Source organism: Wolbachia endosymbiont of Onchocerca gibsoni, assembly GCF_029169405.1.
In the GTDB taxonomy this organism is placed as follows: Bacteria; Pseudomonadota; Alphaproteobacteria; order Rickettsiales; family Anaplasmataceae; genus Wolbachia.
This window is the reverse complement of record NZ_JABUMP010000001.1, coordinates 583,816-604,357: the sequence shown is the minus strand read 5'-3', so window position 1 is coordinate 604,357 and position 20,542 is coordinate 583,816. Positions and strand designations below refer to the sequence as shown.

The 20,542-nt window shown below is 31.7% G+C and carries 29 protein-coding genes and 2 tRNA genes; 30 read left to right on the top strand and 1 reads right to left on the bottom strand.

Features of this window, described 5'->3' with window-relative positions; all coding sequences use genetic code 11:
- Positions 1–3,494: 3,494 nt before the first annotated feature.
- From HSX44_RS02380 to fmt, 4 genes are all read left to right on the top strand, one after another.
- A complete protein-coding gene (locus HSX44_RS02380) occupies positions 3,495–3,629 on the top strand; it encodes a MerR family transcriptional regulator (protein ID WP_275602146.1) in 135 nt (44 codons plus the stop codon).
- Between the two features lie 962 nt (positions 3,630–4,591).
- Positions 4,592–4,798 (top strand): 50S ribosomal protein L35, encoded by a 207-nt coding sequence (rpmI, locus tag HSX44_RS02375; RefSeq protein ID WP_275602145.1) that lies wholly within the window; start codon positions 4,592–4,594, stop codon positions 4,796–4,798.
- A gap of 20 nt (positions 4,799–4,818) precedes the next feature.
- Positions 4,819–5,184, top strand: a complete 366-nt coding sequence (gene rplT / locus HSX44_RS02370) for a 50S ribosomal protein L20 (protein WP_275602144.1) — start codon at positions 4,819–4,821, stop codon at positions 5,182–5,184.
- An 18-nt stretch (positions 5,185–5,202) separates the two neighbouring features.
- A complete protein-coding gene (gene fmt, locus HSX44_RS02365; RefSeq protein WP_275602143.1) occupies positions 5,203–6,111 on the top strand; it encodes a methionyl-tRNA formyltransferase in 909 nt (302 codons plus the stop codon).
- A gap of 94 nt (positions 6,112–6,205) precedes the next feature.
- Here the strand turns inward: fmt and HSX44_RS02360 are convergent, their stop codons facing one another.
- Positions 6,206–6,694, bottom strand: a complete 489-nt coding sequence (locus HSX44_RS02360) for a hypothetical protein (RefSeq protein WP_275602142.1) — start codon at positions 6,692–6,694, stop codon at positions 6,206–6,208.
- 217 nt (positions 6,695–6,911) lie between these two features.
- On the opposite strand from HSX44_RS02360, the gene carA reads away from it, so the two are divergent.
- From carA to HSX44_RS02230, 26 genes are all read left to right on the top strand, one after another.
- Positions 6,912–8,087: a glutamine-hydrolyzing carbamoyl-phosphate synthase small subunit gene (gene carA / locus HSX44_RS02355; protein WP_275602141.1), complete on the top strand. Its 1,176-nt coding sequence runs from the start codon at positions 6,912–6,914 to the stop codon at positions 8,085–8,087.
- 114 nt (positions 8,088–8,201) lie between these two features.
- Positions 8,202–8,284, top strand: a tRNA-Tyr gene (locus tag HSX44_RS02350).
- A gap of 4 nt (positions 8,285–8,288) precedes the next feature.
- Positions 8,289–8,360 (top strand) — tRNA-Gly (locus HSX44_RS02345).
- A 77-nt stretch (positions 8,361–8,437) separates the two neighbouring features.
- Positions 8,438–9,610 carry an elongation factor Tu gene (gene tuf, locus HSX44_RS02340; RefSeq protein WP_275602140.1) on the top strand — a complete coding sequence of 391 codons (1,173 nt, stop codon included), beginning with the start codon at positions 8,438–8,440 and terminating at the stop codon, positions 9,608–9,610.
- Between the two features lie 16 nt (positions 9,611–9,626).
- On the top strand, positions 9,627–9,983 hold the full coding sequence (gene rpsJ, locus HSX44_RS02335; protein WP_275602139.1) for a 30S ribosomal protein S10: 357 nt from the start codon (positions 9,627–9,629) through the stop codon (positions 9,981–9,983).
- A complete protein-coding gene (gene rplC, locus HSX44_RS02330; protein WP_275602138.1) occupies positions 9,980–10,705 on the top strand; it encodes a 50S ribosomal protein L3 in 726 nt (241 codons plus the stop codon). Before rpsJ ends, rplC begins: the two co-directional genes overlap by 4 nt.
- Positions 10,706–10,707: 2 nt before the next feature.
- Entirely contained in the window at positions 10,708–11,322 is a 615-nt protein-coding gene (gene rplD, locus HSX44_RS02325) for a 50S ribosomal protein L4 (RefSeq protein WP_275602137.1), read from the top strand.
- Positions 11,319–11,606: a 50S ribosomal protein L23 gene (locus HSX44_RS02320; RefSeq protein ID WP_275602136.1), complete on the top strand. Its 288-nt coding sequence runs from the start codon at positions 11,319–11,321 to the stop codon at positions 11,604–11,606. The genes rplD and HSX44_RS02320 overlap by 4 nt, the downstream gene beginning before the upstream one ends.
- A 1-nt stretch (position 11,607) precedes the next feature.
- Positions 11,608–12,432, top strand: a complete 825-nt coding sequence (gene rplB / locus HSX44_RS02315) for a 50S ribosomal protein L2 (RefSeq protein WP_275602135.1) — start codon at positions 11,608–11,610, stop codon at positions 12,430–12,432.
- A 3-nt stretch (positions 12,433–12,435) separates the two neighbouring features.
- Positions 12,436–12,720 (top strand): 30S ribosomal protein S19, encoded by a 285-nt coding sequence (gene rpsS / locus HSX44_RS02310; protein WP_275602134.1) that lies wholly within the window; start codon positions 12,436–12,438, stop codon positions 12,718–12,720.
- 5 nt (positions 12,721–12,725) lie between these two features.
- Entirely contained in the window at positions 12,726–13,076 is a 351-nt protein-coding gene (rplV, locus tag HSX44_RS02305; protein WP_275602133.1) for a 50S ribosomal protein L22, read from the top strand.
- A 38-nt stretch (positions 13,077–13,114) separates the two neighbouring features.
- The gene (gene rpsC / locus HSX44_RS02300; RefSeq protein ID WP_275602132.1) at positions 13,115–13,735 is read left to right on the top strand and encodes a 30S ribosomal protein S3; all 621 of its coding nucleotides are present in this window, start codon (positions 13,115–13,117) and stop codon (positions 13,733–13,735) included.
- An 11-nt stretch (positions 13,736–13,746) separates the two neighbouring features.
- The gene (gene rplP, locus HSX44_RS02295) at positions 13,747–14,160 is read left to right on the top strand and encodes a 50S ribosomal protein L16 (protein ID WP_014869300.1); all 414 of its coding nucleotides are present in this window, start codon (positions 13,747–13,749) and stop codon (positions 14,158–14,160) included.
- A gap of 11 nt (positions 14,161–14,171) precedes the next feature.
- Positions 14,172–14,375, top strand: coding sequence for a 50S ribosomal protein L29 (rpmC, locus tag HSX44_RS02290; RefSeq protein WP_275602131.1), 204 nt, complete (start codon positions 14,172–14,174; stop codon positions 14,373–14,375).
- Positions 14,368–14,601 carry a 30S ribosomal protein S17 gene (gene rpsQ, locus HSX44_RS02285; RefSeq protein WP_275602130.1) on the top strand — a complete coding sequence of 78 codons (234 nt, stop codon included), beginning with the start codon at positions 14,368–14,370 and terminating at the stop codon, positions 14,599–14,601. Before rpmC ends, rpsQ begins: the two co-directional genes overlap by 8 nt.
- Before the next feature lie 9 nt (positions 14,602–14,610).
- Entirely contained in the window at positions 14,611–14,970 is a 360-nt protein-coding gene (gene rplN, locus HSX44_RS02280; RefSeq protein WP_275602129.1) for a 50S ribosomal protein L14, read from the top strand.
- The gene (gene rplX, locus HSX44_RS02275; RefSeq protein ID WP_275602128.1) at positions 14,970–15,287 is read left to right on the top strand and encodes a 50S ribosomal protein L24; all 318 of its coding nucleotides are present in this window, start codon (positions 14,970–14,972) and stop codon (positions 15,285–15,287) included. The genes rplN and rplX overlap by 1 nt, the downstream gene beginning before the upstream one ends.
- 5 nt (positions 15,288–15,292) lie before the next feature.
- Complete coding sequence (gene rplE / locus HSX44_RS02270; RefSeq protein ID WP_275602127.1) at positions 15,293–15,826, top strand: 50S ribosomal protein L5; 534 nt, start codon at positions 15,293–15,295, stop codon at positions 15,824–15,826.
- Positions 15,827–15,843: 17 nt separating this feature from the next.
- Positions 15,844–16,152, top strand: a complete 309-nt coding sequence (gene rpsN, locus HSX44_RS02265; RefSeq protein ID WP_014869294.1) for a 30S ribosomal protein S14 — start codon at positions 15,844–15,846, stop codon at positions 16,150–16,152.
- A gap of 26 nt (positions 16,153–16,178) precedes the next feature.
- Positions 16,179–16,574: a 30S ribosomal protein S8 gene (gene rpsH / locus HSX44_RS02260; protein WP_275602126.1), complete on the top strand. Its 396-nt coding sequence runs from the start codon at positions 16,179–16,181 to the stop codon at positions 16,572–16,574.
- A 16-nt stretch (positions 16,575–16,590) separates the two neighbouring features.
- On the top strand, positions 16,591–17,136 hold the full coding sequence (rplF, locus tag HSX44_RS02255; protein ID WP_275602125.1) for a 50S ribosomal protein L6: 546 nt from the start codon (positions 16,591–16,593) through the stop codon (positions 17,134–17,136).
- A 5-nt stretch (positions 17,137–17,141) separates the two neighbouring features.
- Positions 17,142–17,516, top strand: a complete 375-nt coding sequence (gene rplR, locus HSX44_RS02250; protein WP_275602124.1) for a 50S ribosomal protein L18 — start codon at positions 17,142–17,144, stop codon at positions 17,514–17,516.
- Between the two features lie 12 nt (positions 17,517–17,528).
- Positions 17,529–18,041, top strand: a complete 513-nt coding sequence (rpsE, locus tag HSX44_RS02245; RefSeq protein WP_275602123.1) for a 30S ribosomal protein S5 — start codon at positions 17,529–17,531, stop codon at positions 18,039–18,041.
- A 3-nt stretch (positions 18,042–18,044) separates the two neighbouring features.
- Positions 18,045–18,515, top strand: coding sequence for a 50S ribosomal protein L15 (rplO, locus tag HSX44_RS02240; RefSeq protein WP_275602122.1), 471 nt, complete (start codon positions 18,045–18,047; stop codon positions 18,513–18,515).
- 3 nt (positions 18,516–18,518) lie between these two features.
- The gene (gene secY / locus HSX44_RS02235) at positions 18,519–19,847 is read left to right on the top strand and encodes a preprotein translocase subunit SecY (RefSeq protein ID WP_275602121.1); all 1,329 of its coding nucleotides are present in this window, start codon (positions 18,519–18,521) and stop codon (positions 19,845–19,847) included.
- A complete protein-coding gene (locus HSX44_RS02230; protein WP_275602120.1) occupies positions 19,844–20,497 on the top strand; it encodes an adenylate kinase family protein in 654 nt (217 codons plus the stop codon). Before secY ends, HSX44_RS02230 begins: the two co-directional genes overlap by 4 nt.
- Positions 20,498–20,542: the final 45 nt, after the last annotated feature.

Here is a 20,542-nt window from a genome sequence, read left to right as displayed (position 1 = left end):
TAGTAACACAGACAGTTTTATTGCTGTTTAACTATTAATAAGTGGATGAAACAGCGATATAGAAGATGGAACATGAATATTAAAGCAAACTGTGTGCAAAAACTACTAAATGTGTTTCAGTGTATTTGGTTAACCTAATTATGTTTTTAGTTTGTCATTCATTATTTTGTTTATTAATTTTATTCATTTTCTCAGAAGAACCTATTGCTGATATTTTTTGTATCTTCTCTAATGCTGATATAGCCATTGGAAATTATCGACAAATTAAGGGATATGGGTAGTAGTATATGGCGATAAAGTAGTGAGTGAGAAATGAGGAAAGATATCTAGAAGTAAGGAGATCATTAAAATACAACGGAAGATAAATATTAAATGCGATTTTGCAGATATTATGTAGAGGATGTCAATGTAGGTACTTATCATTCAATTTTCTGTTGTGAAAAGCGGTGAATCCTTAAGAAATTGAATTATGAATTCTTGAACATATTTAAGAGAGAGATAAGAAGAAATAAACAGCTAAGCCTTGTATAAGTTAAAGTCAATCTGTTAAAACAGTAGGAAAAGGGGAGTTAAAAACTACGGTGAGGATAGAAAAGTAAAAGGTAAGGAAAAAGGCATAGTAGACTTTAGATATATAGAGATACCCTAACTAGGTTGCTATCAACAAGAAAGTAAGGATTTAAAAATACGGCTAAGAAAGCGGGTTGCAAAAAGTGCTTCTTGCTTGGATCAACAAGAACAGAAGGCTATCAAAGAATAAGATTTATTTGCAATATCTAGTAAAAATTTTATATATCTTGCTGTAACTAAGGTTATGGTAAAAAAGTAATTTTCTTCAATTTTACTAATTTGTGAACAACTTCCAAGACAATTAACACCTCGGTAACAAGCTATCCTATTTCTTAAGAGCACTTTTAGTGGCAAATTTTATACTTTGTATTCCAAGTATTTGAATTACTACTTTTATTGCAAACTTGAATGCTTCTTATACTGATTGAACTATTTTCATTATAATATCAACAAATGATCTAAAGTCTTTTTTACTCTGCTACCTTAAATAACTTTCTATGTTACTTTCTTGATGTTTTTATTTTTTTTTTAAAATTTTTGTACAGAGGTAACAAATTTCTTATCGTTTACGTGTGATGATTATACAACTCTTGGCAATAAGATCTTCAAGGATATCATTTTGGTTATTATTAGCATAAATGTTAGTCTCATTGTTCTATAAGGAGCTTTATCAAATCGGGAAGTTGTTCTTTGAAGTTTGCTCTTTATCTAATATCATAAACGTTTGATGGATAAGCTGATGTAAAAAGGTATTGATGGTTCTATATTAAGACTTTCACCAGAATAACAGCATACTATAAATAGTAAAGTTTTTGAATCATGAGCGTTATCATATCTATTGAATTTTGTCTGCTCCTGTGTCTAATAATAACTTTGCTACTTCTTTATTCTTACCTTTTTTGATATAAATAATACTATGGGTTTTCACTATAGCTATCTTTTATATTAACATTAGCTATCTTTTTTAATAAATATTTGATTAGTAGCACACGTGCGGCTTCTTTTTCTTTGCAGTTAATTATATTACTCAATAGCGCTGTTTCTGTAATATTATTGCAACTATTATATAACTTGAGTATTAAACTTGAATTAAACCGACAGTTCTTTTTACCATTAATATATGGCGCTAAAATTTTTCTTTAACTAGTTTTTTATTTCCTCGTAAATTCAGTATAACTAACCTTACAGAATCAATGTTATTATTTACCCTTGCAAATGTATTGCTCAATTTTTGAATTAAGACTCATTTTGTTGTGCTATATTACTAAGATGAAAACTGTTTAATATAATAAATCTAAAAGGTTAAGAGTTCTTGTCTTTAACACTTATATCTATCACCATGAAACATGGTTACATATAGTTTTGAAAAAGAGTTGGTATCGAGTTATCAATGAGCTACTTATAAAAACAAGTTTTATGGAAAGTAGAGTTAAATCTGAGTCTATTTGGCTGATTAATAACCCAGTTGTTGTAATCAATAACATGCAGATAATCTACACTTTATGTAAGTGTGAATTTTGAAAAAGAACTTAGTCCTATAATCGTGCAAATTGCACTGGCTAATTCAGCATATACTTGAATTTTTGCCATCTTACAGTTTTTTCAGTAGAGCGATATTTAATATTTTCTTAGTGAAAAAANATTACTTTTTTCTTATTATTAATTATGGTTCTTAGGTTTTTATTCCTATTAATAGTGAAAATATTTCTCATTAAATTTTATCTCAAGTAGTAACTGCAATTGGAACATCGTTTGGTTTTATTGTGGCTACTTATGTAAGCAGCACTTATTTTTCCTTGTTCGATTTGAACTGATGTTTTCACTAATGCAGACAATTTTAAGCTTTCCTGCACTGATAGTTCAAGTATTGTTCTCTAGCTTTCTTGCTAAGGTATATATTAGAAAGCCAGATTTATGCATAGTGCTATTTTAGTATTTGTGTTTGTATTTATGTTTTTTATCTAAACACACTTTCGGAAAGCGGCTTTTAAAAAACATGTAATAAAGAGCTTCATAAAAATGGTAATATGCTCTGTGCTTGTGGTACTGAAACCAAGAAGATATCTCTTAGATATAACCTTAATAGTAGATGGATACTATTACTTCTAGAATATTTCTAGTGCTTAATACCTTGATGGGCTTTAAGCTTATTGAGCAACTTAGTATTTAATACAATAAAGTCAGTATAGCAAGCTGCAATATTGTATAGTTTAGTCTTGTAATTGGTGTTTTAATTACAAATTGAATCTCGAATTTACTTGAAAATAGAAGATATGTCATTTCTGCTTCTACTCTGTTACAAGGTGTTTCAATTATTGTTTTACTATACAGTTATTTAAAAGTTTATATCATATGTTTTGAGTGTTGATGTTTGTTTTTTTTGCAGAGTATATGTGCTTGTTTTATTGTTGGAGGAAAAATTGTAAAACGAGGGAACATTAGTATATCGTTGTCTATTATTTCAACAGGTTTATGTTTACTATGGAGGTAGAAGAGCCATAGCATCAATTTTAAGCACTTCTTACAGATCATTAAATAGCGTTNTTTATAATATTTAAAACGTTGGCAGTTGCCAGTTAATATTTTTAATTCTATTATAGAAGAGATGTATTATGAAAATAAAGTAGCTGAATCTCGAGTCGATCATTGTATTTTATATAAATTGTAAATTACGTTACGGTGAGAGATGTAACAGTAACTAAAACAATAATAGTGAAGGTATAAATCAAGAAATCTAATTGTTGAAAAAAACTCTGCTGTAATAATAGGGAATATATTGGATGAAGTAAAGGTAAGCTTATGAAATATTCTTGGTTAAAAAAAGAAGGAAAGACCAGGAAATATATCGAAAACATCAAACAAGTGATAATTTAAGCAAAAATTCAGTCTTTTTAAAATTCTTAAAAGTAATAAAAAATTAATTAGTGGGTAGGGAAAATTTACTCTACGCTATTGGAAAAGTTGCTGAAAAGCTATACTTGAAAGAACGTGTTTTAAGATTCTGGGAGAGTCAATTCTGTCAAATGAAACCTGTAAAACATAAAAGAAGGAGACCATGATTATAAATGTATAGAAGGATTATAAGGAAGATAAAGCACATGCTGTATGATAAAAAGTATATAATAGAAAGAGTACAAAAAGAATTTAATAATGGTATAAAAGTCAATCGTAGTTTGAATAATTTTATTATAAGAATTTACTGACTTAAGAGATTATTTGATCGGTAAAGTAAATAGTGAAGAAAGTAGTGATGAATAGCTATAGGTGTAGAGATGTAAATTTTGTGTTCATAGCCAAAAAGCTAACTGAAAAAGTGTGGACTTACGTTAAAAGCATCTGTAAGTTAAATAGTAGAGTAAAAATTTAATTAATAAGTACCTTTGCGATTAAGAAAAAATCAATAATTCACAATAAATTTAGCTTATATCTATGTTTTGTATGTGAATGTTAGAATGGAATTTTATACATGTGAAGAAAGAAGAATAGCAAATGTAGTGACTCAGTACTGGAATGAGGCAAAAGGATCAGATAAGAATCTGGCCGGAAAGGCACAATACAGACATTGCTGAAATATTGATAGTAAATATGCAATTGATGCACTATTTTTGTAGTTATATGAAGTAGATAATCATTGATAAATTTGACTTTGTAATAGATAGTGAGTGCTTGATCAATAAAAAGGAAGAAAGCGTAAAATGAAGCAGGTGTTGTTACCACTCAGAGATAAAAAATATAACACACGTACTGGGCTTGGCTGCATCTAAGCTTCTTTAATATACAATTTTAGCTTGTGCTGTAGCTTTTAGATGGAATCTTTGGCAGCATTATTTTATTATCGAGGTTATATTTATGAAAACGTAAGAGGAAAGGCTGTTCAATTCTACGGGTTTGAAAAAAATATGTGTATTGCATATTATAGCATTATAAGTTATAATGCTGTTTTATTCTTTAATAAAGTTATTTATGCTATGCTAGCTATTTTTCATAAAAAGCAGTTCAGTGATAATGTTTGTGAATTTATATGAAGAAAATGAAATTAAAAACTAAATCTTCTGTTAAAAAACGTTTTAATCTTACAGCTAAAGGTAAAGTTATTTCTACTCAGTCAGGCAAAAGACATGGTATGGTAAAAAGGAGCAAATCTAGCATTCGTAATCAGCGCGGTACGATAATTCTTGGTAAGTCTGACTCACGTATAGTTAAGCTTTATATGCCTTATGGTGTCTAATAAGATGGAGGTAAAATAGAATGGCTAGAGTAAAACGTGGAGTTACTACTCACGCTCGTCATAAAAAAATATTAAAATTAGCAAAGGGATATAGGGGACGTGCAAAAAATTGTTACAGAATTGCTCTGCAAAAGGTTGAAAAAGCATTGCTGTATTCTTACAGGGATAGAAAAAATCGCAAGCGTGATTTTCGCAGTTTGTGGATAATACGTATTAATGCAGCAGTAAGAGAACATGGGCTTACTTATAGTAGGTTTATACATGGGCTTATGCTTGCTGGAATTGATTTAAATAGAAAAATTCTTGCTGAAATGGCTGTTAATTATAAAGATGATTTCACAAAATTAGTAGAAACTGTCAGCAGCAAGTTAGTAGAAAATTCTTAATCTCCTAAACGAAGTAGAATGAGAGTTGTTTTTATGGGGTCGCCTGAATTTGCTGTTGGCACACTAAACCTGTTATTAAAGTCAGAAAATGAGGTAATAGCAATATATACTAAGGCTCCAAAACCATCAGGGCGTGGGCAAAGGCTAACAAAATCTCCTGTACATGCTATCGCTGAAGAAAATGATATAGAGGTATGTACTCCTACGTCTCTAAAATCTTTAATGGAGCAAGAAAAGCTTAGAAATTTTAAACCAGATATTGTAGTTGTTGTCTCATATGGATTGATTCTTCCAAAAGAAATTTTGTATATTCCCAAATACGGTTGTATTAATATTCATCCTTCATTGTTGCCTAGATGGCGCGGTGCAGCTCCTATACAACATGCAATTCTAGCAGGAGACCAAGAAACTGGGGTTAGCATTATACAGTTGAATGAAGGGTTGGATTCTGGTCCTATTTTAAAGCAGAAAAAGTTTATTATTGGAAAAAATGATAATTACAAGACGTTGTATGATAGATTATCTATATTAGGTAGTAATTTGCTGATGGAGATATTGAATAAAATTGAAAAACAGGTTCCTTTAGAACAGAGAGATGATAATGTATGTTACGCTGATAAAGTGGAAGATTATAGAATATATGCAAGTAATGCTTGTGAAGTTGCCTATAGGAAAGTTAAAGCGTTTTATCCTAAGGCGTTTGTCAAAATAGAAAATAAACGTCTCAGAATACTTGATGCTGATTTTAAAGTAAATCTATCTTTAACTTCAGCACAAGGTGAAATTATTAATGATGATATGCACATAAGCTTAGAAAGCGGCGTTTTAATTCCTAAAGTGGTGCAAATGGAAGGAAGAAATCCTTGCATGGTTGCAGATTTTATCCGTGGTTTAAAATCAAGCATGGTGAAAAAATTTATAGAGTAAGTGTACCCTACGTATATTCAATTTATATTAGTAGGAGAAATACAAATGAATTATACAATTTACTTGATTGATGTACTGCAAACATCAAAGCAGGCTATACCTGACAGCTTTGTAGTGAAATAAATTTCTCAACACTACTAATAACAAAATGAGTTGTACCATTAACTGCATTATCTAGTTTTTCGTCTATGCTTTTGCCTATTTTCTCGCCTTTAAGAGGTTCATATAGAGCTAAAGCAGCTATGGCTGCACATGCTGAAGTCAACCCAGTTTGTACTAAAATAAGCAGTGATAATCCTCCTGCAAATATAGACATTAGTCCAATAGCTAAATTTGTGATTTTATCTTGTGTAATTTTTTGTGTTACTTGGTTTTGATTTGCCTGTTTATCCTTTAAGACATTCGATACTGCTTTAGAGATAATTTTTGTTGCTGTTGCTATAATTGAAGCTATAGCTAATCCTATAACCATTTTTGCTAAAAAAAAAATTGATGATAGCGTTATTACGAGTAATAATAGACTAGCTGCTATAATGTGCCACTTTTTATTTATTCTCTTAGATTGATTTTCATTATTGTACATCGCAAGCTCTTCATTCTACTTAAAAAATAACTTATTTAAATTAACATGAAGTGTGAAAGTGGTCAAGACATGTTTTATGTAAGAATATGTTGAAAGTGTTTCCCATGTTATTCTTTGCCCATTTACAATTACGGTTTAAAATTTTAGAAGGAGTTTTTTACCTATCGTATTGTTAAAAACTCTTATATACTACCTTGAATCAATTAGAGAGAATTAAGTGCAGGAAGCGGTTTTAGTTTTACAAAGTGGTAAATGCTTTTTGGGAAAGTCAATAGGCAAAAAGGGCAAGTGTGTAGGTGAGATCTGTTTTACTACTGGTGCTACTGGTTACCAGCACACTATAACTGATCCTTCTTTTGCTGATCAAATTATAATGTTTACTTTCCCTCATATTGGTAATATTGGGATAAACAGCAAAGATAATGAAGGAAAAAAAATTTTTGCAAGCGGTGTAATTATGCGTGAACTTTCTCCTGCATCCCATCCTTCTTCATATATTAGTTTAAATGATTGGTTAGAGAGAAATGATGTAGTTGGAATATCAGGAGTTGATACTAGAGCCTTAACGAGACACTTAAGGAAGCATGGGTATCAAAATGGAATAATATGTTCATTAACCTATCCTTCAGGATGTAATGCTGGTGCCTATAGTGATCGCACTATTCAAGTGATAGAAGATCTATCAAACGAGTTGGGTGAATATAAACCTATAAATGGAATGGAAATAATTGATGTAGTCAGTTTAAACAATGATATTAGTAAGTCTTCTGTTGTCCAGGTTACTGACACCGGAGCTCAAAATATTGAAAAGTATAAAGTCATAATAGTTGATTTTGGCGTGAAATCTAGTATAGTTTCACGCTTGATAGAACTTGGCTGCATAATTAAATTAATTAAGCCAGATAAAGGTTTTTCTCAAAGAATATTAAATATGTGTCCGGATGGCATAGTGCTTTCAAACGGTCCTGGTGATCCACAAGAAATAGGAGAGACCGTAACCCCAGAAATAAATGTCATTATAAAGTCCAAAATACCAATTCTTGGAATATGTATGGGTCATCAATTACTTGCGATTGCCTTGGGAGCAAAAACTATTAAGATGAATATTGGTCACCGAGGGAGCAATCATCCAGTTTATAATGTAAATAGCAGGAAAATTGAGATCACTAGCCAAAATCATGGCTTTGTTGTTGATCCGTTTTTCTTACCAAGAAACGTAGAGATTACTCACATTTCTCTATTTGATAACAGTATAGAAGGAATAATGATGAAAAATTATCCAGTTTTCTCTGTGCAATACCATCCAGAAGAAGCGCCAGGTACTCATGATTCACATTATTTGTTTAGGTACTTTATTAACAATATTAAATTATATAAAATAAAGTCTGCATAATTAAAATTATTAAAGATTTTACTGCTTGATTTTTTAATTTTAGGTATTTATTATTAAATATAATGAAGGATTAGGTTGAAATACTGGGACAATACTTTTTTAACAGGTTTTTATGGAGGGGTGACCGAGTGGTTAAAGGTAACAGACTGTAAATCTGTCCGCGAAAGCGTACATAGGTTCGAATCCTATCTCCTCCATTGTGCGGGTATAGCTTAATTGGTAGAGCTCTAGCCTTCCAAGCTAGTGAAGTGGGTTCGAATCCCACTATCCGCTCNTTTTTTTGTTGTATTTTTATAAAATCAATATATTACTGTTGATGTATTTACATTTTAGGTAGAAGAATTTAGATTATGGCACGAATAGTAGAGGCATTTGGTAAGCCGCATGTAAATGTGGGAACAATAGGACATGTGGATCATGGAAAAACAACGTTAACAGCTGCGATAACGAAGTATTATGGAAATTTCGTAGCATATGATCAAATAGATAAAGCGCCTGAAGAGAGAAAAAGGGGAATAACGATAGCAACAGCACATGTTGAGTATGAAACAGATAAGAGACACTATGCACATGTTGACTGTCCTGGGCATGCTGATTATGTGAAAAATATGATAGTAGGTGCAGCACAGATGGATGCGGCTATATTAGTAGTGTCTGGAGTTGATGGATCAATGCCACAAACAAGAGAACACATATTACTTGCAAAGCAAGTTGGTGTTAAGTATATCGTTGTGTATATAAATAAAGCTGATGTGGCTGATCACGATATGATTGGTTTGGTAGAAATGGAAGTCAGAGAATTGCTGAGTAAGTATGAATTTCCTGGTAACGATGTTCCTGTGGTGATTGGGTCTGCATTAAAAGCTCTGGAAAATGAAGATAGTGAATATGGAAAGAGGTCAATAGAAAAATTAATGGAAAAGTTAGATGAATATGTGGCAGTTCCACCAAGGCCTGTGGATTTACCATTTTTAATGCCAATTGAGGATGTATTTTCAATACTGGGACGTGGAACAGTAGTAACAGGGAGGATAGAAAGGGGAGAAATAAGAACGGGCGAAGAGGTAGAGATAGTAGGTTTAAAAGCAACACGAAAGACGATATGTACAGGAGTAGAAATGTTTAAGAAGTGTCTAGATAAGGGATCTGCTGGATTAAATGTAGGGGTGTTACTAAGAGGAACGAAAAGAGAAGAAGTAGAAAGGGGTCAAGTGTTGGCAAAGCCAAATTCAATAACACCGCACAAGAGGTTTAAGGCAGAGGTATATATATTAAAAAAAGAAGAGGGAGGAAGACATACACCATTTTTTGAAAATTATCAGCCGCAATTTTATATAAGAACTACAGATGTAACAGGAAGTATAAGGTTGTTAAAAGGGAAAGAAATGGTAATGCCAGGAGATAATTTGAGTATAGAAGTAGAATTGCAGGCAACGGTAGCAATGGATAAGGGATTGCGTTTTGCAATAAGAGAAGGTGGTAGAACCGTTGGTTCTGGTGTTGTTTCCGAAATTTTAGAATAAGTTTGTGGTAACTAAGATGGAGCAAGAAATACACATTAAAATAGAAGCTTTTGATTGTTCAAGATTGGAAGAATATGTTAGGAAGTTTGTGCGTGAATTTAAGGATAAGTTAAAACATTCTGGCACAAGATTATCTGGTCCGGTTGCCTTGCCAAGGAGAAATCTTAAATTTAATGTTAATAGATCTCCTCACGTTGATAAAAAATCTCGTGAACAACTTGAACGGAGGACTTCTAAGCGTTTGATTGTTCTATATAATCCTACTCCTACTATAGTACAAATGCTTGGAAGTTCATCTTTCCCTTCTCCTCTTCCTGGAGTAGAAGTTAATTCAAAAATTAAGAAGGTTATAAAGTTTAGGAAGAGGGAATGAAAAGAATAAGTTCACTGAAAAGAATTGGTTTGTTAATGAAAAATGTTGGTCATACTGCTATATATTATAATAGTGGTCATGTAGCTGTAACTTTATTATATCTCAATGAAACTTATATTGTTGATGTAAAAGAGCAGGATAAGTGTGGGTATAATTCAGTTATTTTAGGTACTGGAGATTTTAAAAATATTGCAAGGCCTCAGTTAGAATATTTGAAGAAAAGAGGAATAAAAAGTAGATGTAGGTTATATGAAAGTAGATTAAATAACCTCTCAGGGATAAGATGTGGTAAGAAAGTAGATGTTGGCCATTTTATAGTTGGTCAATATCTTGATATTACAGGATATTCGATTGGTAAAGGATTTGCTGGTGTAATAAAGCGGCATAATTTCAGTGGACTTAGAGCGTCTCATGGTGTCTCTATTGCTCATAGGTCGCAAGGTTCTACAGGTCAATGTCAGGATCCTGGTAGAGTCTTTAAAGGAAAGAAAATGGCTGGTCATTTAGGTAGTAGTAGGGTAACTGTACAGAATATGAAGGTATTATTTATTGATCATGAAAATAGTATTATTGCTATAAAAGGCAATAATGTTCCTGGATTTAGAAATTCTTATGTTTTTGTAAGGGATGCAGTTAAGAAGCCTTTACATAAAAATGCTCTTTTTTCAGTAAGTTTGCTGTTAGATACAAATGATGTTAATACTAGTAATTTGGTAAGTTAGTTATGGAATGTAAATTGGTTAATTTGTCTAGTGGTGATGTAGGTGTTGTTCAGCTTAACCCTTTGATATTTTTTGTTAAACAAAAATTGAGTATTTTGCACGATATAGTTACATGGCAATTAGCAAAAAGAAGAGCTGGTACTCATAAAACAAGAGGTATCAGTGATATTTCTGGTACAACAGCTAAGCCTTATAGTCAAAAACGTACTGGTAGGGCAAGACAAGGTAGCTTACGATCTCCTCAATTTAGAGGTGGGGAAATTGTTTTTGGTCCTGTTGTGAGAAGTCATGCCTATTCTCTTAATAAAAAAGTGCGTAAGCTTGGTTTAAAAATCGCTTTATCTTTGAAATACTTTAATAATCAAATAATTATTCTTGATAGCTTAGATATTAATGTGGAGAAAACATCTGAAGTATGTAAATTTATTAAAAATTTTAAATTTTCTTCCTTTTTGATGGTTGGTGACTATGGAGATAATTTATTGCGGATTACTAGAAATTTGCATCATATAAACTTGATCAAACCTATCGGATTAAACGTTTTTGATATATTAAATCATGAGTGCGTAATGCTAACACATGATGCTTTAAAAGACCTTGAAGAGAGGTTATTATGATAAAATATAATAATATAATAAAATGTCCTATAGTTACAGAGAAAGCTTCTTTTTTGAAAGAGAAATTTAATAAATATTCTTTGTATGTTTTTGTGAATGTAAATAAGCATAAAATAAAGTTGGCAATAGAATCTCTATTTAGAGTTAAAGTTTCCTCTATAAATGTTGTTATGGTTAGGCCTAAACGTAGGCGTTTTAAAGGTCTTTCTGGTTATGAAAAACAAAAAAAGAAAGTTTATTTTTCTTTAATAGATGGTCAAAAATTAAATATAATGAGTGTTTAATATGGGCGTAAAATTTCTTAATCCTGTTACTCCGTCTTCTCGTGGAACTGTGTTGGTAAGTAGAGTTGGGTTGTCAAAAGGTAAGCCAGAGAAATCTCTTACATTTGGTAAAAAATCTAGCGGTGGAAGAAATAATTGTGGTAGGGTTACAACTCTTCATAAGGGTAGTGGCCATAAAAAAAAGTATAGAATTGTAGATTTTAAACGCAATAGAGGTGATCAAGGTATAGTTGAAAAAATAGAGTATGATCCGAATAGGAGTGGTTTTTTAGCGTTAATATTATATGGAAGTAGTAATACTAAATCTTATATATTAGCTCCTCAAAATGTAAAGCCTGGTGATTATGTGATGTCAAGTGATAGTGCTGATATAGTAGCAGGTAATTGTTTACCATTAAAATGTATACCTATTGGTTCTTTTGTTCACGGTGTTGAATTGAAGCCAGGTAATGGTGCTGTAATTGCTCGAGCTGCTGGTTGTTATGCACAAATTGTCGGTCATGATGGTAACTATGTATTATTACGGTTAAGGTCTGGTCAAGTTAGATTGGTTTTATCTTCTTGTAAGGCTACTATTGGTACAGTATCTAATCCTGATCGTAAGAATAGAAAACTGGGTAAAGCAGGGAGAAGTAGATGGTTGGGGATTAGACCTACTGTTCGTGGAGTTGCTATGAACCCAGTTGATCATCCTCATGGAGGTGGAGAAGGAAAAACCTCTGGTGGACGTCATCCTGTTACTCCTTGGGGTGTTGCAACAAAAGGAAAAAAAACTCGAAAGAAAAATAAATTTAGTGACAAGTATATAAAACAGTTGAAAGGTTAGTTTATGAGTAGATCTGTATGGAAACCACCTTTTTGTCATCCTTCTGTATTAAAATTGGTGAATAGGGTTTTAAAAGAGGGTACTATTAATAAAGTAATAAAGATTCACTCTAGAGCTTCTATAATTCTTCCTAATTGTTTAGGTTTAAAATTTGCTGTTTATAACGGTAAAGATTATGTTCCTGTTAATGTTAATGATCAAAATATGGTAGGTCATAAGTTTGGTGAATTTTCACCTACCCGTAAATTTAATGGTCATAGTGGTGATAAAAAAGCAGTAAGAAGGTAATTGGTATGAAAAGCAGATTCACAGTAATTAAAGCTAGTTCTAGAGTTTTAAAATCAACTCCTCGTAAGTTGAGTTTAGTTGCTAATCTAGTACGTAATAAAAAGGTTTCTTTTGCTAATGTTCAGTTGAAGTTTTGTGAAAAGAGAGCTGCTGGTCTTATAGCAAAAGTATTAGATTCTGCAGTTGCCAATGCTCAACATAATTATGGGTTAGATATTGACGGTCTATATATAAAGGAAATCTTGGTAGGCAAGTCTTTTACTTTGCGTAGAATATATCCAAAGGCTATGGGTAGGGCTAATAGGGTTAATAAGTATTACAGTAATTTAACTATAAAGCTAGAGGAAATTGTATAATTTGTAAAAATATAAAATTAGTGAGGAAAGTATAAAATATGGNACAAAAGGTTAATCCTATAGGATTAAGGTTGAAGATAAATGCTAATACCTGGGATTCCATTTGGTATGCTAATAAAGATTATAAAGAAAAATTGCACCAGGATTTGTTTATTCGTAGTTATATAAATAAATCTTTTAAGCATGCAGGTCTTTCCAGAATAATTATAGAGCGTAAAGGTGATTTGATGTCTGTAACAATACACTCTTCTAGACCTGGAGTGATAATAGGTAAGAAAGGCTTGGATATTGAGAAGGTAAAGCAAAAAATAATTCAAAAAGTAAAAGATAATGTAGAAGTGAATGTGGTAGGAGTAAAGAGGCCTGAAATAGATGCAGCCTTGATATCAAACAGCATAGCACAGCAGTTAGAAAAACGGGTTTCATTCAGAAGAGCGATGAAAAAAGCTATTCAAAGTTGTTTGAGGATGGGAGGAGGAGGTATTAAGATAAGTTGTTCTGGACGTCTTGGTGGGGCTGAAATAGCTCGTACCGAATGGTATAAGGAAGGTCGTTTACCTTTACACACTTTACGTGCTAATATAGATTATGCTTTATGTGAAGCAAAGACTGTATATGGTATTATAGGAGTTAGAGTTTGGGTTTATATTATTAATTAAGGTATATTGAAATGTTTGTCCCTAAAAAAAGTAAATATAGAAAGGTGTTTAAAGGGAGAATTAAGGGTAGTACAAAAGCTGGTAGTACATTGTCTTTTGGAGATTATGGCTTAAAAGCTATAGAAGCAGGTAGGATTCAGTCTAAGCATATTGAAGCTGTAAGGCGTGTGATATCTAGAACATTGAAACGCTCTGGTAAAGTGTGGATAAGAATTTTTCCTGATATTCCTGTTAGTAAAAAACCTGCTGATGTGCGGATGGGTAAAGGGAAAGGTAGTGTTGAATTTTGGATATTTAAAACTAAGCCTGGTAGGGTATTATTTGAAATTAGTGGTAGTGTTTCCATGCATTTGGCAAAATTAGCACTTGAAAAAGCAATTGCCAAGCTTCCTATAAAATGTAAATTTGTATCTAATTATAGTTGAGTAAAATTACGATGGGTATAATTGAGATTAGATCGAAATCCTCGCAAGAGTTGTATGAAGTTCTTATAAATTTAAGGAAAGAGTTTGTTAATTTGGTTTTTCAAAAAAAATTGGGACAGTGTAGCAATGTTACGCGTTTTAGTTTGATAAGGAAAAATATAGCTCGTATTTTAACTGTGTTAAATGAAAGAACGATAGAGGGAAAGAATGCCTAAGAAAATTTTGTGTGGTGTTGTAATTAAAGCTGAGTGTGATAAAACTGTAAAGGTTTTAGTACTGCAGGTATATAAGGATAGGCTATATAAAAAAGTCATAAAAAAATATAAAAAGTATACAGCGCATAGTGAAAATAATAGTTGCAAAGCAGGGGATAAAGTTTTTATACAAGAACATAAACCTATTTCTGCCACTAAAAAGTGGATTGTTGTTCAAGTTGGGTAAGATGTTCATATGATTCAAAAAAATACATTGTTGGAAGTGGCTGATAATTCTGGTGCACGTAAAGTGCTTTGTATTGGCTTGTTGGGTGGTAGGAAGTTTGCATCTGTAGGTGATACAGTTATTGTATCTGCTAAATCTATCAACCCGAAGGGGAAAGTTGAAAAGGGAAAAGTATATAGAGCAGTTGTTGTTAGAGTGAAAAGTCATATTAGAAAGTCTGATAACTCTGTGATTCGTTTTTCTAGCAATGCTGTAGTTTTAATTAATAATCAAGGTGAACCGCTTGGTACTCGAGTATTTGGTCCAGTGAAAAAATTGTTGTCTGGTTCTTTTATGAAAATAATGTCACTGGCTGTTGAGGTTTTATAATGAGTGCGAAAATAAGAAGTGGCGATGACGTTATAGTTTTAGCTGGCAGGGATAAAGGAAAAATTGGCAAGGTAGTTAAAATTTTAATACATAATGCTAAAAAAAGGGCAATTGTTTCTGGAGTAAATGTCTATAAAAGGCATACCAAGCCAAAAGCAGGTAATAGTGGTGGTATATTAGGTAAAGAATTGGCTATTGATATATCTAACATTGCAATGTTGGATCCTAAATATAAAGCTCCAACTAGAATAGGGTTTAAGGTTATAGATGGTAAAAAGGTACGTTTTGCGAAAGTTTCTGAGGAAGTAATAGATTAGGTAATATGTTTAAAGAATTGTATAAAGGTAGCATAATAAAATCCTTGAAAGATAAGTTTAACTATAGCAATGTAATGCAAGTGCCTAAGCTTGTTAAGGTATGTATTAATATGGGTGTTGGTGATGCTGCTGTGGATAGTAAAGCAATAAATGAGCCGTTTGGTTGTCTACATTTAATTACAGGGCAAAAGCCTGTTTTAACTTCTGCAAAAAAATCTATTTCTGGGTTCAAGATAAGAAAAGATGCTACAGTAGGTTGTAAGGTAACTTTACGTAGGGATAAAATGTATGAATTTTTAGAAAGATTGATATATATCACTTTGCCACGGGAAAAGGATTTTAGAGGATTCAGTGTAAAACAATTTGATGGTAATGGTAATTTTTCCTTTGGAATAAAGGAACATATCTCATTTTTAGAAGTAGATTATGATAAAGTAAGTAAAATTAGAGGTATGGATATAAATATTATAACAAGTGCAAGTAGTGATGAAGAAGCAAAACAGTTATTACTAGCTTTTAGATTTCCCTTTTTTGATTGATTAGAGAGGATAAATATATGGCAAAAAAATCTATGATACAAAGGAATCTTCGTAGAGTGAAGTTGTGTGATCAGTATAAGGAAAAAAGAAGGGAATTAAAATCTATAGTAAACAATAAAGATATGCCTATGAATGAAAGGTTTGCTGCTCAAAATAAGTTAATTAAAAAATTGCCTAGAGATTCTTCTAAAATCAGAATTAGAAATAGGTGTATTTTAACTGGTAGGCCAAGGGGAGTGTATAGGAAATTTGGTTTATGTAGAATTGTTTTGCGTGATTTATGTGCTTTTGGAAAAATCCCAGGAGTTACAAAATCTAGTTGGTGAATATAATATAATATAAGGAGTATATTATGGCTTTATCTGATAGTATTGGGGATTTTTTAACAAGGATACGTAACGCTCAATTAGCAATGCATAGGACAACGAGAGTTTTGTTCTCTAGAGTAAATTCTTCTATACTGAAGATTTTGAAAGATGAAGGATATATTCTTGATTATCAGAAGGAGGTTACAGGTAATGTGCCGTTTTTTGTTATAAAATTGAAGTATTACGAGAGGTTGCCTGTAATTACTGACATAGTTAGAGTATCAAAACCGGGTTGTCGTCGTTATTCTAGGTATAAGGATATTGCTAAAGCATATAATGGGCTTGGTGTTTTTATTATATCTACGTCTAAAGGGGTAATGACGGACTACAATGCGCGTAAGTTAAAAGTTGGCGGGGAAATTTTGTGTCGTGTATTTTAAGTAATAGGAGAAGTTTATGTCTCGTGTAGGTGCCGCACCTGTAAATATTCCTGTTGGTGTTTCAGTTGAGTATGATGATGGTGAGATATTGATAAAAAGTGTTAAAGCAGAAAAAAGACTTAGATTAAACAGTAGTATTGTGTGTTGTGTTGTTGATAATCAGTTGCTGCTTTCTATTAATCAAGGCAAGGGTGATTATGATGAAATAAAGCCTATGTGGGGTACTTATAGAAGTAATATTAATAATATTATTAATGGTATGATTAATGATTTTTCTGTTGATCTTGAGGTTAATGGTGTAGGGTATAAAGCAGAGTGTGATGGTAAATATTTGACTTTGTATCTTGGTTATAGTCATAATGTTAAGTATAAAGTGCCTAAAGATATTAAAATTAAGTGTATAAAACCAATTCACTTGGTAGTTAGTGGCATGGACAAGCAGAAAGTCTATATGGTAGCATCTGATATATGTAAAATTAGAAAATATGACCCTTATAAAGGTAAGGGTATTATAATGAAAGGCAAGTTTATGTTGCGTAAAGTTGTAAGTAAAAAAAATTAATTAAGATGAGAAGGTTATATAATTTTCTGAGTAATTTTGAAAAAAGGAAGTTGCGTAATAGAAAAAAGCTTAATAATGGTGATAAGAAACGTTTACGTATGTCCATATTTAAGTCTAATAAGCATTTTTACGTTCAGTTAATCAATGATGAAAAGGGAGTAACTCTCGTTTCTGCTTCTACTTTAGATGCTAAAATTAGGAATGCATGTAAAAGTAAGGTTAACGCTAAAACTATAAAACAAGTTTCTTCTTTAATGGTTGAGCGGTTATCTAATATGAAGTTAGAACAAAAATTGGTATTTGATNGCGGACCATATAAGTACACAGGGTTAATTTCTCAATTTGCTGATTCTTTAAGAAATTCTGGGTTTAAGTTTTAAGAAGTTTTGGATATGGCTGTAAAGAATTTACGAGGTAATGACGATTTATCAGAGCTTTTAGTTTCAGTACGGAGAGTGACGACAGTTACAAAAGGTGGTAGGAGATTTTCATTTTCAATTTTAGTTGTTGTTGGAGATGAGAAGGGTAGAGTAGGGTGTGGAATGGGTAAACATGCAGAAGTTGCTGAAGCAAGAGTAAAGGCTGTGAATGCTGCAAAAAAATCGATGATTAGAGTATACTTGCGTGAAGGTAGAACTCTACATCATGACATTAAAGCTAAGTTTTGTTCTGGTGAGATAGTTTTAAGGGCAGCTAGAGCTGGAACAGGTATTATTGCTGGTGGGGCGATTAGGGCAGTTTTTGAAGTTCTAGGTATAAAAGATGTAGTAGCTAAGTCTATGAGATCGAATAATCCTCATAACGTTATTTATGCAGTATTTGAGGCTTTTAGTAGTATGTTATCTCCTCGTCAAGTTGCGAGCAAAAGAGGTAAAAAAATTAGTGAGATAGTTGAAAATAGGTAAAATATGAATAGTACTATAAAATTAAACTCTATATTTAATAAGTTGTCAAAGAAAAAAAAATCTAAGTTACTAGGTAGAGGTATTGGTTGTGGTAGAGGTAAAACATCTGGTAGGGGTCATAAAGGGCAGAAGGCTAGGAGTGGTGTTTCTATAAATGGATTTGAAGGTGGACAACAGTCTATATATACTCGTTTACCTAAAAGAGGTTTTAATCCTGTACGTAGAAATATATGCTCAATAATTAATGTTGGTGATGTGCAGCGTTTAATAGAGGCTAAAAGGATAGTAAAAGGTTCTGTTGTAAATAAGGAAATACTATGTAAATTAGGTTTTATAAAGTCTGTTAAGAACAAAATCAAGCTTCTTAATAAAGGTAAGTTGAGTGAGAAATGTGTGTTTTATGTTGACTTTGCATCGGAAGCTGCAAAAAAATCTGTGGTTTTAGTTGGTGGTAGTGTAGAAGTACTATCATAAATAATGAATAGCAAGTCCGCATTTAATAATTTGGATACTGCATTATTGTATAAAGGTGATTTATTGAAGCGTATATTTTTTACGCTAATCGCTTTAATTTTTTATCGTTTGGGTACTTATGTGCCTATTCCTGGAATTAATCTTNATATAATTAATGATATCTTCCCTAAAGAAGGTTCTGGTGTCTTTGGAGTATTTAATCTGTTTTCTGGTGGTGCATTAGCTAGAATGACAATTTTGGCATTAAGTGTTATGCCGTACATAGTTGCATCTATAGTTATGCAGTTATTATCTTCTGCAATCAAAGGAATTAGTGAAGTTAAGAACGATGGAGAATTGGGACGTCGAAAGATGAGTTCTTACATATATTATATGACTATAGTATTTTGTCTATTTCAATCAGTTACTATTTTAATAGGATTAGAAAGAATGAATAAGGAAGGAGTACTGATTGTAGTCGAGCCTGGTTTTATGTTTCGTACAGTAGGGGCCTTTAGCCTTTTAGGTGGAACGATATTTCTAATATGGCTTGGTGAACAAATTAGTGCTAGTGGTGTAGGTAACGGTATCTCATTAATCATTTTTACAGGTATAATATCAGAATTATATAGTGCTTTTTCGTCACTGTTGACATTGAATAAAAATGGTAGTATATCGTTGCTTATTATACTTTTTATTTTAATAGTATTTTTCTTGCTGTTGCTTTTAGTTATTTTTACAGAGTCTTCTTATAGAAAAGTCATTGTTCAGTATCCTAGAAAGCAGTTTAAAAAGTTACATAATGACGATTTTACCTATATACCGTTAAAGATTAATTTATCTGGTGTAATACCAACTATTTTTGCCAATGCAATTTTATTAACCCCTATTTCAATTGCAAATTTTTATAAGGGTTATGCTTTTTCTGATTTTATTTTAAATTGCTTTGTAGCAAATAAAGTAATTTATATTATAGCTTATTTAGCACTTATAGTATTTTTCAACTTTTTCTATACCAATTTTATATTTAATTCAGAAGAAAATGCTAATTTTCTTAAAAGAAATGGTGGTTTTATACCTGGTAGAAGGCCTGGAAAACATACTTCTGATTATCTTCAAGAAATAGTTCTAAAGTTAACATTTATTGGCTCTGTATATCTAGTGGTTATATGTGCTGTGCCTGAAGTTATAAGATATTATTATAGTATACCGTTTATTTTTGGTGGAACAAGCTTATTGATTATAGTCAATGTTGTTACTGATACTATTATGCAAATACAATCTTACATTTTTTCGAATAGGTATGATAGTTGGATAAAGAAGTATGAGTCTAGAACAAGAAAATTAAGATGATTATTATAATCTTTGGTCCTCCTGGTTCCGGTAAAGGTACTCAGTCAAGTTTTCTAGTAGCAAAGTATAACTTAAAGTTAATTTCAGTAGGAAATATATTGAGAAGTATTATATCTAGCAATAGTGAGTTAGGTGAAGAAATAAAGAATACTGTAGAGTCTGGTAATTTAATTCAAGATGAGGTCATATTTGAATTATTATGCAATCAGCTTGCATTGATAGGTGATGATAATTTTTTATTGGATGGTTTTCCGAGAAATCTAAATCAAGCTTATTTTCTAACCCAAATTTTGCAAGAGAAATATGATAGAAATGTGAATATTGTTATTGAGTTAGAGATTGATGATAAGATTGCAATTGATAGATTAAGAAATCGACTTATATGTCTGGATTGTAAGAGCACATATAGTGTATCTTTTTTTAAGAAGAACGATAATTTTGTTTGTATAAAATGTAAAAGGACAAGGCTGAAAAGAAGAATTGATGATTCTGACTTATCTATAATTAGTAAAAGAATAAGTGAGTATTATGTACAAATAGGTGGTTTACGTGAATATTATAAAGATAAATTGTTAACAGTTAATGCTAATCTCAATATTGTTCAGGTGAAACAAAAGATTGAGAGCAAAATTTCTTGTAATTTGATTTGATTCTAAGTTATTTTATGGTATAAGTTAAAAATTATTACTAATGAA